Genomic DNA, 14,950 nt, shown 5'->3' with positions numbered 1-14,950 from the left:
TCTTCTCTTTAAATTGAAAAACTCTCGCCACAACCACATGTTCTGTTGGCGTTTGGATTCACAAATGTGAACCCCTGTCCGTTTAAACCACCTGAATATTCCAAAGTGGTTCCGATCAGGTAGAGATAGCTCTTTTTATCAACCACTATCTTGATTCCCTGATCTTCAAAAACCTTGTCACCGTCTTTCATTTCAGTGTCAAAGTCCATCACATAGGTGAGACCTGAACAGCCGCCACCTTTAACTCCTACTCTAATAAACGCTTCAGTTTCAACTTCCTGAGCACTTATTAGCCGGAGCACTTCGTCTTTTGCTGTATTTGATACTTTTATCATCGCTCCGAATTAACGTTTTTTCAATCTTGTTGTTTACTTTAATTTAGATCAATTCTAAATTAAAGCCTTTCTGTTCGCAAAATTACCTAATTATAGGTATTGCACCAAACAGAAAATGTTTTAAATGGAAAGGGGTGTCATTAATCTTGACGGGAATTTGAGCTCTTTTGTTGAATCTCGCTCTGCTGGTGACATTCAGACTATGAATAACAATACCGGGAGTTTTTATATATTTATTCCGCTTTAAAGCTCTGGCAATATGGATAGCACAAGCCACATTATGATGAGAAAAGTCGAGACATTTGGTCTAGTTATGAGTGTCTTGTTACTAATATACTGGGGGCTTGTCTTTTTATGGCCCTCGCTATTTGAATTCACAATTACCGATGTGATTTTTGAAATGCTTTGGGTGCTAATGATGCTACTTATCGTCTTAGCTCCTGTCTTGTCTGTTACTCTATGGATATGGAGAAAGATGAATGTGAAAAGCATCAGTTTTTATTCGCTCCTCATCAATCTGATAACGATCATCTTTTTGGTTGTAGAAGCAACTTCCTAATTCAAAAGGAATAAATCAGCGCGTTTTCCCACTGATAGTAAAACTTATCGATAGGCACTATTGGCCTGAAGTCGTAAATCCCGCTAAATGATGTGCTGATAAACAGGTTTTTGACAAGCCTGAAATTGATTGTGGCATTGGGAGCAATTCGCGGATATTTGATATAGCTATCTGGCCTTGCCTGCACGAATAAACGGAGCGAAAATGTGCTCTTGTTTTTGAGGATATAGGCATATTTCAAAAGCAGGTTTGCTTTGACAAAGTTCACACTTACGGGTGCTGGATTTTCTGTTGGTTTGCGGTCATCGGGAACGGCTGCCCAACCCCAAAACTCGTTTTCATAAAAAGCCCCCAATGAAACCGAAAACTGATGGCTCTTTTTGTTGATGAATGTCGATTGTAAATTACCTCCCGCCAGGTAGCGCTCTCTCAATCCGCGCGTTACATCCCATTGGTACTGGACGAGCGCTTCAGGAAAGAGTTTTGAACGAAAATTCCACAGGTAGCGAAAATTTGAAGATCCGGTATTCAGAACCTGGTCATCACCCTCCAGTGTTGCCTGATTGTTGGCGGTCAGAACCCAAAAGTGTTTCTTCTTTTCGTAAGCCAGGTTTCCGCCCGTTTTGATGTAGTAAACCAATTCGTCTTGTTTGTTGACATCAAAGCTCAATGAAACAGACCCTGATAGTCGCGCTGTGTCGATGACAGAATCGCTCGCAATGGCCAGGGCATCAAACTCGATAATTTGGGCTCTGACCGAAAAACTAAAAAACCCGATTATTAGTAACGTGACTACTCGTTTCATTGGCCTGCAAAATTAGAGATATTCCGTATTCTTCCTACCTCATCAAATTCCGCTAATTTTGTATCAAATTTCGCTTGCATGTTTGAAAATAAGGAAACCACAAATTTGAGTGCTTTTGGTGAGTTTGGTCTCATCGAACATTTGACTAAGAACATCAAAATCAGGAGGTCATCAACGCTTAAAGGTGTTGGCGATGATGCGGCTGTTCTGGATCTGACCAAAGGAAAAACAGTTGTGTCGACAGATTTGCTGTGTGAAGGCGTGCATTTTGACATGACGTTTACTCCGCTCAAGCACCTCGGTTACAAAAGTATTGTGGTAAATCTTTCAGATATTTACGCGATGAACGCCACGCCTTCTCAGGTGACGGTTTCAATGGCTATTTCGAGCAGGTTTACTGTTGAGGCGGTGGAAGAAATTTACCAGGGAATGTTGCTGGCTTGCGATCAATACAATGTTGATTTGGTTGGTGGCGATACTACTTCGTCAATGGCCGGACTCATGATTAGTGTAACGGCTATAGGAATTGCGAATGAAAAAGACATCGCTTACCGAAACGGAGCTGAAGAAAACGATATTATTTGTGTGAGTGGTGACTTAGGGGCTGCTTACATGGGGCTTCAGGTTTTGGAACGCGAAAAAGCGGTTTTCAAGGAAAACCCACAGGCCCAGCCCGATTTATCAGGAAACGATTATATACTCGAGCGTCAACTCAAGCCTGAAGCCAGAAAAGATGTGATTGATATGCTGGCTGAGCTGAAAATCAAACCATCGGCAATGATTGATGTGAGTGACGGGCTCGCATCTGACCTGATTCATATTTGCAAGCAAAGTGATGTTGGTTGCCAGATTTACGAAGAGCGTATTCCGCTCGATCACAACACGGTTGACGCTGCCGAAAAGTTCAACCTCAACCCGACAACTGCCGCACTCAACGGAGGCGAGGATTACGAATTGTTATTTACGATAAAACCTGAGGATTACGAAAAAATCAAAGGCCATGTCGAATTGCATCCAATCGGCCACATTGCTGATAAAGGTGCCGGTTACCGCATGGTAGCAAAAGGCGATGCCGTTGTTGAGCTCACTGCTCAAGGCTGGAACGCATTTGGTAACGAACAACCAAAAGAAGAAGAGTAATGCCCTGGTTAGAACGCGATAAATATCCGGGTTTTTATTGGGGTTTGCGGGTTGCTATTCCCTACAACATCCTTGGGATAATGATGGGCATCATCGTGCGTTTTGATATGTTTCCAAAAGCACTTGACGATGCAGGGAGTGTCATTACATTTATCTTCATCCCCATCGCAATTCAAATCATGGACTTCGCGTACAACTCTTACTGGAGTATCGTTCAAATCTCCTTTCAGCTCATCGCTACATTCATTTTGTCGTGGGCCATTTTTAGCCCAATCGTGAGTTTGGTCAGAACCATACTCGGCTACAAAGATTAGAGCATCTCGTTTGCCAAATTGGCGAGATCTGACCGTTCTCCTTTTTCCAGTGTGATGTGTGAAAACAACTCGTGCCCTTTTAGCTTGTCGATGAGGTATGACAAGCCATTTGATTGCTCATCGAGGTATGGCGTATCAATTTGGTAAATATCCCCCGAAAAGATCATTTTCGTGTTTTCTCCGGCTCGTGTGATAATCGACTTCACCTCGTGCGGAGTAAGGTTCTGAGCCTCATCAACGATAAAAATCACATTTGACAAGCTGCGCCCTCTGATGTAAGCCAACGGAGTCACCAAAATCTTTTCTTTGTTAACCATGTCCTCGATGCGCTTGTAATGACGATCCGTCTCTGGCCATTGATTTTTGATGAACTTGAGGTTATCCCAGAGCGGCTCCATGTACGGATTGATCTTCGATTTTACATCGCCCGGTAAATAACCGATGTCTTTATTGCTCAACGGTACGATTGGCCTGGCGAGGTAAATCTGCTTGAATTCTTTTCGCTGCTCAATAGATGAAGCGAGTGATAACAACGTTTTTCCGGTTCCGGCTACACCCTGTAAGGTTACCAGTTTTACATTTTCATTCAGCATTGCGTGAATAGAGAAAGTCTGCTCAGCATTTCTCGGACTCACACCATAGCAAGAGCGTTTTTCAACTCGCTCCATTTGCTTGAGAACCGGATTGTAATAAGCCAAAACCGAACTTCTCTTCCCTTTTAAAATGTAGTAGTGATTCGGGTGGAATGTAATTTTTTCAAAATCCTCAGCCGGGACCTTTCCTTCCTGAAAGAGAGCGTCAATCAGTTCCTGTTCAACATCATCAACCTGCGTTTTTCCGGTGTAAAGATTTTGCAAATCCTTGACCTTACCCGTTTCGTAATCCTCAGCATTGAGATCGAGAGACTTTGCTTTTAGCCTGAGGTTGATGTCTTTTGTGACTAGCGTTACCCTTGCATCAGGCTCTTCCTGTGCCATGGTCAGAGCCGCATTCAGGATTTTGTGATCGTTCTTGTTCGTGCCAAAAATCGAGTCGGTTTTGTTCGTTGGCGACTGCCCATTCATCACAACTTTAAATTTCCCTTTTGACTTCCCATTGATGGGGTTCCACTTTTGCAAAGAGTTCTTCTCAGATAATTTATCGATAATCCTGATAAACTCACGAGCTTCATAATTACGGGTGTCACTTCCCTTTTTGAAGTTGTCCAGCTCTTCTAAAACCGTAATGGGAATAGCTACATCATTATCTTCAAAGTTTTTGATGGCGTTGTGATCGTAGAGAATTACGGAAGTGTCAAAAACGTAAATCTTGCGCTGTTTCTTTTTCCTGGGCATAGATGTAATTTTTGTTTAAAACTACAGAAAACTGCGCTCGATTACTACAGGTTAATGGATTAACAAATTGTTAGGAGGTTTTTTTGCTTAACTAAACTCTACAGGCTCTTTTCTTTCTATATGTGCTTTTATGAAGAAAGTTTAAATCCATAAAACAAAATATCACCAACCAGCGTTTGAAAACCTGTTGGATTTAAAGTTTGAAAATCTGTAATAAGGTGTTACTTTAGACCAACAATTCGAGCTGGAGAATCCAGCGGCTCATCAAGAGAGTAGTCATAAGGTACTTGACGAAAATTGTTGAGTGAAGTCGCACTAATAAGAAAGGAGGCGGTGTAATGTCATCAGTCAAGAAATCGTCTAAATCAGGTAATTTAAATATGTTGAACGCTAATTTATTGGCGTTCTAAGCTACAACGCGAAAGCCTTGTATGCTTTTTCGTTACCTGATAACGATCATATAATTTGGGTTTAGTTTTTTAACTGAATTCAAATACAAGGATTTCGGAGCTCCTGCCAGCAGCGAATGCTCGCAGGGGCTTTTTTTATATCCATTTAAACAATCGCTTCAACCACTTCAGTTTTCCTTTGTAAGGCGGATACTTTAATGGAACATCTACCTTGTCAGACTTTTCCAAAATGCTTTTCCGGTGAGAAAAGGCCAAAAAGCTGTCTTCTCCGTGGTAATTTCCCATTCCGCTGAACCCAACTCCGCCAAATGGCAAATCGGGCTGAATAAGGTGTTCCAGCGTATCGTTGATCGTGCCTCCACCAAATGAAAGCTTTTCCAGCAATTCTTTTTTCAATTTACTGTCTCGCGTGAAATGGTAATATGCCAGTGGCTTGGGTTTGCTGCGAATAATTTCTACTACTTCTTTAATCGATGAATAAGTGAAAATGGGAAGGATCGGACCAAAAATTTCATCGTTCCACAACATGTGATCTTCCGGCACATCTGTGACAACCGTTGGCTCGATGTATCTTTCATCCCGGTCAGATCCACCACCGATCAAAACCTTTACACCATCCAGACCCGCTTTGAGTCTGTCAAAGTGTTTTTCGTTGACGATGCGGGCTAGATCAGGGCTGTCCTTTGGGCTCTGACCGAAAAATGAGTGAATCGCTTTTTCAAGTTCCTCAATCAGTTTTCGGGAAACCGAATCGTGCACAAGGATATAATCCGGTGCCACGCAGGTTTGCCCGGCATTGAAAAATTTACCGCTGGCTATGCGTTTTGCAGCAGTTTTGATTGAAGCCGTTTCATCAACTATCGCGGGAGATTTACCTCCGAGCTCGAGTGTCAGCGGTGTCAGGTTCTCAGCCGCAGCCTTCATGATGATTTTCCCAACTGCCGGACTACCGGTGAAAAAGATTTTGTCAATCGGTTGAGCGAGAAGTTCGTTCGTTTCGTCAACTGCTCCCTGCACAACGGTGAAAAACTGCCTGTCGAAAAACTCATCGATCATTTTTTCCAGCGCCCGTGAAGTGTTGGGTGTCATTTCAGACGGTTTCAAAACAATCGTGTTTCCGGCAGCAATAGCACCAATAGCCGGAGCCAGGCCCAACTGAACCGGGTAATTCCACGGAGCGATGATCAACGAAACACCATAAGGTTCTCGCATGACATAGCTTTTTGATGGAGCGCTCAAAAGAGAAGATGATTTTTTCTCGGGCTTCATCCAGTCATCGAGATGGTTGAGTGTGTGATCGATATCGCGCAGCAGATAGCCTGTTTCAGAGACGAAACTCTCAAACTCTGGCTTTTGAAAATCAGCTTTCATGGCCTCGTGAAGTTGCTGCTCATGGTTCTGAATAGCGCGCTTTAGCGTTCTCAATTGTTGTTTCCGGAATTTTGCCGATCGGGTAACACCGCTGTAGAAATAATTTTTTTGATCTTTAACGACAGATTCTATCACACTCATTGAACAAGGGGTGTTGGTTTCTGTTTCTAAAATACGCAAACTATCAAAATAAACCCCATGAAAGAAGGCGATAAACTACCGGAATTTTCACTTCTCGATCAGAACCGAAACGAGTTCAACAGCAAGAGTTTGCTGGGTAAAAAATCTGTCATTTACTTCTACCCGAAAGATGAAACAAAAGGCTGTACTGCCCAGGCATGCAGTTTTCGCGATGCATTTGAAGATTTTAAAAACGCAGATGCCAATGTTGTGGGCATCAGCTCAGATTCTCCCGAATCTCACGAGAAGTTTGCCAAACGATACGATTTGCCGTTTACGCTTTTGAGCGATGAGGAGAAGGAAGTCCGCAAACTATTTGAGGTTCCCACAAATCTCCTGGGCTTTATCCCCGGCCGCGTCACATACATTTTTGATGAGGAGGGCATTTTGAAGAAGATCTATAACTCTCAAATGAAACCCGAAAGTCACGTAGATGAAGCGATGAAGGTGCTGGAAGAGATTTAACTAGTTAATACTTTTTCAATCCCTTCAGCAACACGCTCACCATCCATCGCAGCAGATACAATTCCTCCGGCATATCCCGCTCCTTCACCGCTGGGGAAAAGCCCGCTTATTTGAGGGTGCTCACAGGTATCGTCTTTGCGCGGAATACGAACCGGTGAGCTCGTACGGCTTTCAACAGCTAGTATTTGTGCCTCATTCGTCAGGTAGCCCTTCATTTTTTTTCCAAAGGCTCTGAATCCGTCCTGTAACCTGGCGCGCACAAATTTTGGAATGCTCTCATGCAAGGGTGCAGATTGAATTCCCGGGATATACGAACAGTCATTTAGTGAATCGGAAAGTGTGTTGTTCACAAAATCCTGTAATCGCTGAGCCGGTGCTGTTTGATCTCCTCCTCCCCATTCACATGCCTTTTTTTCCAGATGCTGCTGGAAACGCAAATAAGCGAGCGGTCCGGCAGAGTGAAAGCCTTTTATGTCTTTCCATTCCACACTCACAACAATTCCCGAATTGGCGTAGCGAGAACTGCGAGTAGATGTAGACATCCCGTTCACAACAACCTCTCCGGGAGCTGTTGCCGATGGAACAATTTGCCCACCGGGACACATACAAAAAGAGTAAACACCTTTATCACGAACCTGGTGCACAATACTGTAAGGAGCAGCCGGTAAATACCTTCCACGGTCAGATCCGCAGCTGTATTGGATGTCATCGATCAGTCTTTGCGGGTGTTCAACGCGAACGCCCAATGCAAAAGGTTTTGGTTCAACGAAAATATCGCGTTTTACCAGCAATTCAAAAATATCACGAGCCGAGTGTCCGGTCGCTAAAATCACAGCTTTTCCCTCTATTTTATCTCCGGCCTCTGTCACAACACCTTTCATCGACTGATTATCGATAATGAAGTCTGTAACTTTCGTGTTGAAATGTACTTCTCCCCCGGCATCCAGAATACTCTGCCGCATCTTTGCCACAATCTTGGGCAATTTATTCGTCCCGATGTGTGGATGAGCATCAACCAAAATATCTTCCTTAGCACCATGGTGAACGAGAATTCCCATGATGCGCTCGAGGTCTCCGCGTTTTTTAGAGCGGGTATAGAGTTTTCCGTCAGAATAAGTTCCGGCACCACCTTCGCCAAAACAGTAGTTTGAATCGGGGTTTACGATGTGCTGAGTGTGTAGCTTGCTCAGGTCTTTCCTGCGCAGTTTCACATCTTTCCCGCGCTCCAGTACAATTGGTTTGTAGCCCAATTCGATCAACCTCAGCGATGCAAACAACCCGGCCGGACCTGAACCGATTACCACGACAGGCTCTGACCGTGAAACATCCTGGTATTCAAACTGTGTTTGGAATTGCTTTTGAAACTGCCCTTCATCTGTGATCTCACACCGCAACCTGAATTTTGGATTTTCTCCGCGAGCGTCAATCGAGCGCTTGAGCAACTTCCATTTAAAATCCTTTGTGCTCAACTTTTTCTCGAGCACTTTTTTGATCAGCTCATCGCTGCTCGCCTCTTGAGGTGAAACGAGTATGTCAACCGTCCTGTGCACTTATTCGGCCTCTTTAGGTTCAATTTTTCGGTCAGAGCTCTTCCAAACAAAGTACGCCCCGATAAATACGAGCGGAATACTGAGCCATTGGCCCATATTCAGGCTCATTCCGTCTTCAAAAGCTACTTGATTTTCCTTGAAAAACTCGATTGCAAAACGGAAACCGAAAATCAACATAAGGAACCAACCGAAAATCCAGCCCTTAAACTGGCCTTTTTTCTTTTTCCAATACGATTGATGAAGAAAAAGGAAAATCAGCAAATACCCGATGGATTCGTAGATTTGAGTCGGGTGGCGCGGAACCATATCAATGCGGGTAAAAATAACAGCCCATGGTACATCGGCCGGTTCACCAATAATCTCAGAATTGAGAAAGTTACCTAATCTGATGAGCGATCCTGCCAAAGCTATGGTAATCACAACTCTATCGAGTGACCATAAAACAGGCATTTTCGCTTTGAATTTTGACCACAACCAAATTGCCGTGATATTTCCCACAACTGCTCCGTGACTTGCGAGTCCGCCTTTCCATGTCATGAGAATTTCACCGGGATTCTGCGAGTAATACGCCCAGTCGTAAAAGAAGACGTGCCCCAGGCGTGCACCTATTATGGTTCCGACCATGACATAGATAAGCAGAGAATCCATCCATTCTTCAGGATAATTTTCGTGCTTCAACATTTTTTTCATGAGGTTGAAACCCAGTAAAAATCCCGTTGCGAAAAGCACACCATACCAGCGTGGCTCTATGCCTATTGACTCGAATAGTGAGGGAAACAAACGGGGATCAAAATCCCAAATTATGTAAGCGAGGTGCTGCATACCCGTTAATTGATATAATTTTGAACGAACAAAGATAGTTTATCAAAAAGAGTTTGAGCTTTATGACGATGACACGCAGACCCAGAAGAAACAGAAAGAACGAAGCGGTAAGAGCGATGATGCGCGAAACACGCCTCACAGCCGATAACCTTGTTTACCCAATGTTTATTGTAGATGGAGAAAACCAAAAGCAAGAAATTTCATCTTTACAAGGTAATTACCGCTGGAGTGTTGATTTGCTGGTGAAAGAGGTGGAAGAATGCATGAAGCTGGGATTGCGCAATTTTATGTTTTTCCCAAAAGTTGAAGAAGAACTCAAAGACGAAATAGGAAGCTACAGTTACAATCCTGATAATTTTTATCTCAACGCTTTCAGAACCCTAAAAAAGCACTTCCCTGAAATCAATATCATCACCGATGTAGCGCTCGATCCATACAGCTCTGACGGTCATGACGGAATCGTGAAAGACGGAAAAATCGTCAATGATGAAACGAATGTCGTTTTAGCCAAGATGGCTGTTGAACAGGCAAGAGCCGGAGCCGATATAATTGGTCCAAGCGATATGATGGACGGCCGGATTGAAGCTATTCGCAATGCATTAGATGAAGAAGGATTTGAAGATGTGTCCATCATGTCATACACGGCAAAGTATGCAAGCGCCTTTTACGGTCCGTTTCGCGATGCGTTAGACTCTGCTCCAAAAGAGAGTTCAAAAGATATTCCAAAAGACAAAAAGACGTATCAGATGGACCCGGCTAACAAGCGGGAGGCACTCCTCGAAGCAGATCTAGACTACATGGAAGGAGCGGACTTCATGATGGTAAAACCAGCCACTTTTTATCTGGACATCATTCACATGCTAAAATCAAACTATGACATACCAATCGCAGCTTACAATGTGAGTGGTGAAATTGCCATGTTGAAAGCCGCCTGTGAAAAAGGCTGGCTCGATTACAACACCGCAATGCCCGAGATGCTCTTGAGCATCAAACGTGCCGGAGCTGATGTGATCATTTCTTACTTAGCTAAAGATTATTGCGAAATGGTTAAATAAGGTTCCGCTTAGTTAAGTTTTTTGGTGTTTTTCTTAACTTAGCAAAAAATTAGTTAAGTAAAAATGTGTTTTTCTTAATTAAGAAAGGAGCTAGTTAAAGTTAACATGAAAAACTTTAGTGCCGGAAAAGTTATCAGTCAGGGTTATTACAGCGCTTTTATTCCAAACGGAATAAATCAGAGCTGGAAAATTGATGACATGGAAGTGCTTGAGCTGCTCAGTAAGGCAGATAGATTACTGGGCAGGCTGGATATGTATTCTGAATACATCAATATTGATTTATACATCAGGATGCATATTACAAAAGAGGCAACCCAGTCTACAAAAATCGAAGGAACTCAAACCAATATAGAAGAAGCATTTCTCAAACGAGGCGATATAGCAGAAGAAAAGCGAAACGACTGGGAAGAGGTTCAAAATTATATCTCAGCAATGGATGAGGCTATAAGACAGCTTCACACCCTTCCGTTTTCAAGTAGATTAATAAAACTCACGCACAAAGTATTGTTACAAGGAGTGAGAGGTCAGCAAAAGTTACCGGGCGAATACAGGCGAAGTCAAAACTGGATAGGTGGCGCCACACTCAATGATGCATTATTCATCCCGCCACCACATGAAGAGATTCCAGGCCTGATGAATGATTTGGAAAAATTTGCTAACGATCTTCAAAACCCCATGCCTGATTTATTGAAAATAGCACTAATTCACTATCAATTTGAAACAATTCACCCTTTTTTAGATGGAAACGGAAGAATTGGAAGGTTATTGATAACGCTATACCTGGTAAGTCAGGAAATCCTGAAACAGCCCATCCTCTATCTTTCTGATTTTTTCGAGAATCACAGGGAGCTTTACTATGACAACTTAATGAGGGTGAGAACAAAAAATGACATCAATCAGTGGTTTAAATTCTTTTTGACAGGTGTCATAGAAACAGCAAGAAAAGGAGTTTCTTCATTTGATGGAATTTTACAGCTCCAAAAATCTATAGATGAAAGGTTAAGCACATTGAAAGGGCGCTCAGGAGATGGAAAAAAGGTAGTAGAGGCATTGTACAGCAATCCAATTATAGATGCTGAAAGTGTAAAAAACATAATAGATAAATCTAAGGTTTCTGCCTATCAACTAATTAAAGACCTGGAAAAAGCGAATGTGATTCAGGAGATGACCAGTTCACAAAGAGGAAAAGTATATATTTTTAAAGATTACATCGATCTATTTCAAAAATAGACCTATTTGTTGCACTAAATCACAAAATAAATTTTTGTGCTGGTATAGTCTCCGTGTTGCTCGAGTTTCATGAATAGGTTTTTCACTCCTTTATCCTGTAAAAGCTGAATGATTTTATTGATATCGTAAATGTTCATTTGCATTAGAGGCTTTGAAAAGCTGTTCCCCTTCATGATATTGATGAATCCATTTAAAAAAGGAACACGATAGCGCAAAAAATCGCTCGTTTGTTTGACTTTGTTTTTGAGGGTTCCGTGTGTTACATGCAACACGCCTGCTCCTCCTTCATTCAGCTGGTTGGTGAGTTGATCGATAAAGGCCATCCCTCTGTTGACATTGATATGCTGCAAAACAATGTAGGAGTTGATAAGGTCGAACTTTTTCCCCTTGATAGCTGAAAGTGAATCATCAGATAAATGGAGCGATAAATTTTTTACATCATATCGAGCGGTATTTTTCTCAGCTTCGCTCAACATATCTTTAGAGACATCCAGTCCCACAACCTCATCAGCTATTTTAGCAAACGGAATTGCGAGTCGGCCGGTACCACAACCAAAATCCAGGACTGTTTTGGGTTTGAACCCGGGCTTGAGTTTTTGATGTATATCGTTAAGCGTTTCTTCAACGTATTGAGATCCCGTCTTGAAAAACTTCTCAATGCTTTCCTCATTGAGGTTTTCGTTGAGGTATTCATCATGTGTTAAAACGCCAAAATACGGATTATCTTTTCCGTATTTATTCCATGCTTTATCCGTATTAATCGTGGGCATATTCTTCTATTTTGGTCAGAGCCGGAGCCATCAAGTCTCTATTGACCTGTCCTCTTAATGGTCGACTAATCGAGTCTCTCAAAAATGAAATAGGAGTAGTGTAGTCTGTTTGTATTTCCTGTTTGATTCTTTTGGTGTTGATCTCAGGGAATGATTCCTTATTTGACTGAAAAAACTCATACAGCTGCAAAGCACACATCACTTCTCCCGTATGCTCTGAGTCTATCATAAACTTATCGTTAAGACCAATCTCTTTTGGTGTAGTGAATGGAATAACATTATAGCCAAGTGACGATACACGATCCTGGAAAGCCATGTAGTCTTTCCAAAAACTCATGAAATGATCATCTTTTTGTGCAGCTTTAAAGAAGTGGTCAGAATAAGGAGGGAAGTACAGAATAAGCTTGATATCGAGCTCGTCAATTCGTTTCAGAACCGAAAAGACCCTTTTAGCTTTTGCTGAATCGTATTCAATTGGCTCGATAAATGGCCTCTGTCTGTTTGCCAGTCTTTCGACCAAATGTCCTTCATCGTGATGGTGGCCGGTTTCAACAAATTTTTCCACTTCTGGCTTGTAGCGGTAGCTTCCACCAGTTCGGTAGCCTCTTCCTATCATTCCGGCTCTCCCGTAGCCCACGTCCACATCAGGGATTTTACGTGTTTTGCCGTATTTAAAAATACTCTGCATAGCTTTAAAGTGAGCCTTAGAGTCATAAGCCTGATCTTCTGGTGGGTTTTTAAGGCCTTCCATTAAATCTAGTGGGTTTACTTTAAGGACAAAAGAATAATCCATCCCTAATAGCATAATATCAGGTGACCTGTACTTTCCACTTTCAAACTTACTGGTTAGGTACTCGAGATCAGAGAGGTTCCTGAGCATTAAACCGCTGTTGTAAAAATCATTCTCGTAAGGCGAAAACATGAAGTCTCTAAACTGAAGAGTAATTGATTGGCCTGCTACTAATACTTTTGGTTGTTTTTTCTCAAACATTTTGAGTTTGTAATGATTGAGTGAGTTGGAAATGAGTCTTCGCCCAAAATACTCCTCCTCACCTTCTTCTCCTTGCTTTTCAACAACGGTGTCAAGCGGAGTAACTTCCTGAAAACGTATCAGGAAGAACTCTCCAACTCCCACATAAATCAATGAAAGCAGTAAATAGGGCAATATTTTAACCAGGTATTTTCTCATGTTTAGAATTGAAAATAATAAAACGGTTCTTTACCAAAGTATCCAACCACTAATATCAAGACTATGAGTACAACATAAATTGACCTTCTCAGTATTGGGTTGAAGTTACTAATTTCAAATGGATGGCTCTTTTCTTTCATGATCCATTCGTAAGCCAATATCCCGACAGAAACGTAAATCATATTTATAACGGGCTCTGACAGTGACATGGTATCAAATGATAGCATTGAGGAATAGTACATTCCTGCGGTTTGAATATCTGGGGATCTGAACAGTATTCCAGTAATTGATAATAATAAGTAAGTAAACACTATTGCAAACTTGCTCAAAACAGGATTGGTGTTCAATGTTTTGAGGCCGTTACGAAGAACCCTGTTTTTACGAGCTAAAATTCGCGGTATATAAAAGATGCCATTAAGTAAACCGAATATTGCAAAAGTGTAGTTAGCTCCATGCCAAAGGCCTATGACGAAAAACAATATGATAGTTGCTAAAATTCTCCATAGGGTGCTTTTTTTGTTAAGACCGGCTAACCATATAAAAAAGTAATCTCTAAACCAGGTTGTTAAGGATATGTGCCACCTTGTCCAAAACTCAGGGATGCTTTTTGAAAAAAGTGGTGTTTTAAAGTTTTTCATCAGCTCAAAACCCAAAAGCTTTGCTGCACCTCGAGCAATGTCAGTATATGCTGAGAAATCACAATACAGTTGTACAAAAAACAGCAAAGCTGCCACCAATAATTCAGCTGATGAGTGGTTCTGAATGTTGGCATATACACCATCCACTACAAGGCCAATATTATCGGCTATTACCATTTTCTTGAAAAACCCATACAGCAATAGTCTTGAACCTATAATTGCATTATCATAATTGAACTCTCTTTTCTTTAAGAATTGAGGTAAAAATGTTGAGGCTCTTTCGATTGGACCTGCTATTAGTTGGGGGAAAAAGCTAACATAATTCAAAAATGCCAAGAGGTCTTTTTGAGGTTTGATCTTGCCTTTGTAAACATCGAGAGAATAGCTAAGTGTTTGGAAGGTGTAAAAACTAATCCCAACAGGTAAAATAATATTTAACGCGTTGTTAGATCCTTCATAACCCAGCGATTCCATTAAATCATTAGCTGACTCGACAAAGAAGTTGTAATATTTGAAAAACATCAGCAGCCCCAGGTTAACGATGAGACTCACTGACAACCAGGCTTTCTTGTTTTTGCTTTCTGGAATTTTGTAGCCTACAACATAATCTACTACCGAACTGGCAAGGATTAAAAAAAGAAAACGATAATCCCACCAGCCATAGAAAGCATAGCTGGCAACAAGCAAAATTATGTTGTTTGTCCTTAGGCGTTTGTTAAACCGCCACAGAACAAAGAAAACAACAGCAAAAAATATGACGAATTCTAAAGAGTTAAAACGCAT

The 14,950-nt window shown here is 41.7% G+C and carries 14 protein-coding genes; 5 read left to right on the top strand and 9 right to left on the bottom strand.

Annotated features, from left to right (window positions below; genetic code table 11):
• Positions 1-8: 8 nt before the first annotated feature.
• Together F3059_RS08115 and F3059_RS08110 are read right to left on the bottom strand one after the other, a co-directional pair.
• A complete protein-coding gene (locus F3059_RS08115; protein WP_151168056.1) occupies positions 9-335 on the bottom strand; it encodes a HesB/IscA family protein in 327 nt (108 codons plus the stop codon).
• A 560-nt stretch (positions 336-895) separates the two neighbouring features.
• On the bottom strand, positions 896-1,699 hold the full coding sequence (locus F3059_RS08110) for a DUF481 domain-containing protein (protein WP_151168054.1): 804 nt from the start codon (positions 1,697-1,699) through the stop codon (positions 896-898).
• A gap of 78 nt (positions 1,700-1,777) precedes the next feature.
• Here F3059_RS08110 and thiL point away from each other — a divergent pair, with 78 nt between their 5' ends.
• Both thiL and F3059_RS08100 read left to right on the top strand, forming a co-directional pair.
• On the top strand, positions 1,778-2,839 hold the full coding sequence (thiL, locus tag F3059_RS08105; protein ID WP_151168052.1) for a thiamine-phosphate kinase: 1,062 nt from the start codon (positions 1,778-1,780) through the stop codon (positions 2,837-2,839).
• The gene (locus F3059_RS08100; RefSeq protein ID WP_151168050.1) at positions 2,839-3,153 is read left to right on the top strand and encodes a hypothetical protein; all 315 of its coding nucleotides are present in this window, start codon (positions 2,839-2,841) and stop codon (positions 3,151-3,153) included. The genes thiL and F3059_RS08100 overlap by 1 nt, the downstream gene beginning before the upstream one ends.
• Here the strand turns inward: F3059_RS08100 and F3059_RS08095 are convergent.
• Both F3059_RS08095 and F3059_RS08090 read right to left on the bottom strand, forming a co-directional pair.
• A complete protein-coding gene (locus F3059_RS08095) occupies positions 3,150-4,487 on the bottom strand; it encodes a PhoH family protein (protein ID WP_151168048.1) in 1,338 nt (445 codons plus the stop codon). The two genes, F3059_RS08100 and F3059_RS08095, sit on opposite strands and share 4 nt — an antisense overlap.
• 545 nt (positions 4,488-5,032) lie before the next feature.
• Positions 5,033-6,409, bottom strand: coding sequence for an aldehyde dehydrogenase (locus tag F3059_RS08090; protein WP_151168046.1), 1,377 nt, complete (start codon positions 6,407-6,409; stop codon positions 5,033-5,035).
• A 57-nt stretch (positions 6,410-6,466) separates the two neighbouring features.
• On the opposite strand from F3059_RS08090, the gene F3059_RS08085 reads away from it, so the two are divergent.
• Entirely contained in the window at positions 6,467-6,913 is a 447-nt protein-coding gene (locus F3059_RS08085; protein ID WP_151168044.1) for a peroxiredoxin, read from the top strand.
• Here F3059_RS08085 and F3059_RS08080 read toward each other — a convergent pair.
• Both F3059_RS08080 and lgt read right to left on the bottom strand, forming a co-directional pair.
• Positions 6,910-8,463 (bottom strand): NAD(P)/FAD-dependent oxidoreductase, encoded by a 1,554-nt coding sequence (locus F3059_RS08080; RefSeq protein WP_151168042.1) that lies wholly within the window; start codon positions 8,461-8,463, stop codon positions 6,910-6,912. The two genes, F3059_RS08085 and F3059_RS08080, sit on opposite strands and share 4 nt — an antisense overlap.
• Positions 8,464-9,285, bottom strand: coding sequence for a prolipoprotein diacylglyceryl transferase (gene lgt / locus F3059_RS08075; protein ID WP_151168041.1), 822 nt, complete (start codon positions 9,283-9,285; stop codon positions 8,464-8,466).
• A gap of 68 nt (positions 9,286-9,353) precedes the next feature.
• On the opposite strand from lgt, the gene hemB reads away from it, so the two are divergent.
• Both hemB and F3059_RS08065 read left to right on the top strand, forming a co-directional pair.
• Entirely contained in the window at positions 9,354-10,340 is a 987-nt protein-coding gene (hemB, locus tag F3059_RS08070) for a porphobilinogen synthase (RefSeq protein WP_151168039.1), read from the top strand.
• Between the two features lie 105 nt (positions 10,341-10,445).
• Positions 10,446-11,570, top strand: a complete 1,125-nt coding sequence (locus F3059_RS08065) for a Fic family protein (RefSeq protein ID WP_151168038.1) — start codon at positions 10,446-10,448, stop codon at positions 11,568-11,570.
• A gap of 14 nt (positions 11,571-11,584) precedes the next feature.
• Here the strand turns inward: F3059_RS08065 and F3059_RS08060 are convergent, their stop codons facing one another.
• From F3059_RS08060 to F3059_RS08050, 3 genes are read right to left on the bottom strand one after another with little or no spacing between them, the layout of a single operon-like run.
• Positions 11,585-12,340: a class I SAM-dependent methyltransferase gene (locus F3059_RS08060; protein ID WP_151168036.1), complete on the bottom strand. Its 756-nt coding sequence runs from the start codon at positions 12,338-12,340 to the stop codon at positions 11,585-11,587.
• Entirely contained in the window at positions 12,327-13,529 is a 1,203-nt protein-coding gene (locus F3059_RS08055; protein ID WP_151168034.1) for a hypothetical protein, read from the bottom strand. Before F3059_RS08055 ends, F3059_RS08060 begins: the two co-directional genes overlap by 14 nt.
• Positions 13,530-13,531: 2 nt before the next feature.
• A complete protein-coding gene (locus F3059_RS08050) occupies positions 13,532-14,950 on the bottom strand; it encodes an MBOAT family O-acyltransferase (protein WP_151168032.1) in 1,419 nt (472 codons plus the stop codon).

The organism is Salibacter halophilus, assembly GCF_008806325.1.
In the GTDB taxonomy this organism is placed as follows: Bacteria; Bacteroidota; Bacteroidia; order Flavobacteriales_G; family Salibacteraceae; genus Salibacter; species Salibacter halophilus.
The sequence above is the reverse complement of the archived record's forward strand: the minus strand, read 5'-3'. Positions and strand labels throughout refer to the sequence as shown.

Bases quoted from the DNA above. Each gene is read 5' to 3' on its own strand.
- F3059_RS08115 (WP_151168056.1), bottom strand. From the start codon at position 335: ATGATAAAAGTATCAAATACAGCAAAAGACGAAGTGCTCCGGCTAATA.
- F3059_RS08110 (WP_151168054.1), bottom strand. From the start codon at position 1,699: ATGAAACGAGTAGTCACGTTACTAATAATCGGGTTTTTTAGTTTTTCG.
- thiL (WP_151168052.1), top strand. From the start codon at position 1,778: ATGTTTGAAAATAAGGAAACCACAAATTTGAGTGCTTTTGGTGAGTTT.
- F3059_RS08100 (WP_151168050.1), top strand. From the start codon at position 2,839: ATGCCCTGGTTAGAACGCGATAAATATCCGGGTTTTTATTGGGGTTTG.
- F3059_RS08095 (WP_151168048.1), bottom strand. From the start codon at position 4,487: ATGCCCAGGAAAAAGAAACAGCGCAAGATTTACGTTTTTGACACTTCC.
- F3059_RS08090 (WP_151168046.1), bottom strand. From the start codon at position 6,409: ATGAGTGTGATAGAATCTGTCGTTAAAGATCAAAAAAATTATTTCTAC.
- F3059_RS08085 (WP_151168044.1), top strand. From the start codon at position 6,467: ATGAAAGAAGGCGATAAACTACCGGAATTTTCACTTCTCGATCAGAAC.
- lgt (WP_151168041.1), bottom strand. From the start codon at position 9,285: ATGCAGCACCTCGCTTACATAATTTGGGATTTTGATCCCCGTTTGTTT.
- hemB (WP_151168039.1), top strand. From the start codon at position 9,354: ATGACACGCAGACCCAGAAGAAACAGAAAGAACGAAGCGGTAAGAGCG.
- F3059_RS08065 (WP_151168038.1), top strand. From the start codon at position 10,446: ATGAAAAACTTTAGTGCCGGAAAAGTTATCAGTCAGGGTTATTACAGC.
- F3059_RS08060 (WP_151168036.1), bottom strand. From the start codon at position 12,340: ATGCCCACGATTAATACGGATAAAGCATGGAATAAATACGGAAAAGAT.
- F3059_RS08055 (WP_151168034.1), bottom strand. From the start codon at position 13,529: ATGAGAAAATACCTGGTTAAAATATTGCCCTATTTACTGCTTTCATTG.
- F3059_RS08050 (WP_151168032.1), bottom strand. From the start codon at position 14,950: ATGCGTTTTAACTCTTTAGAATTCGTCATATTTTTTGCTGTTGTTTTC.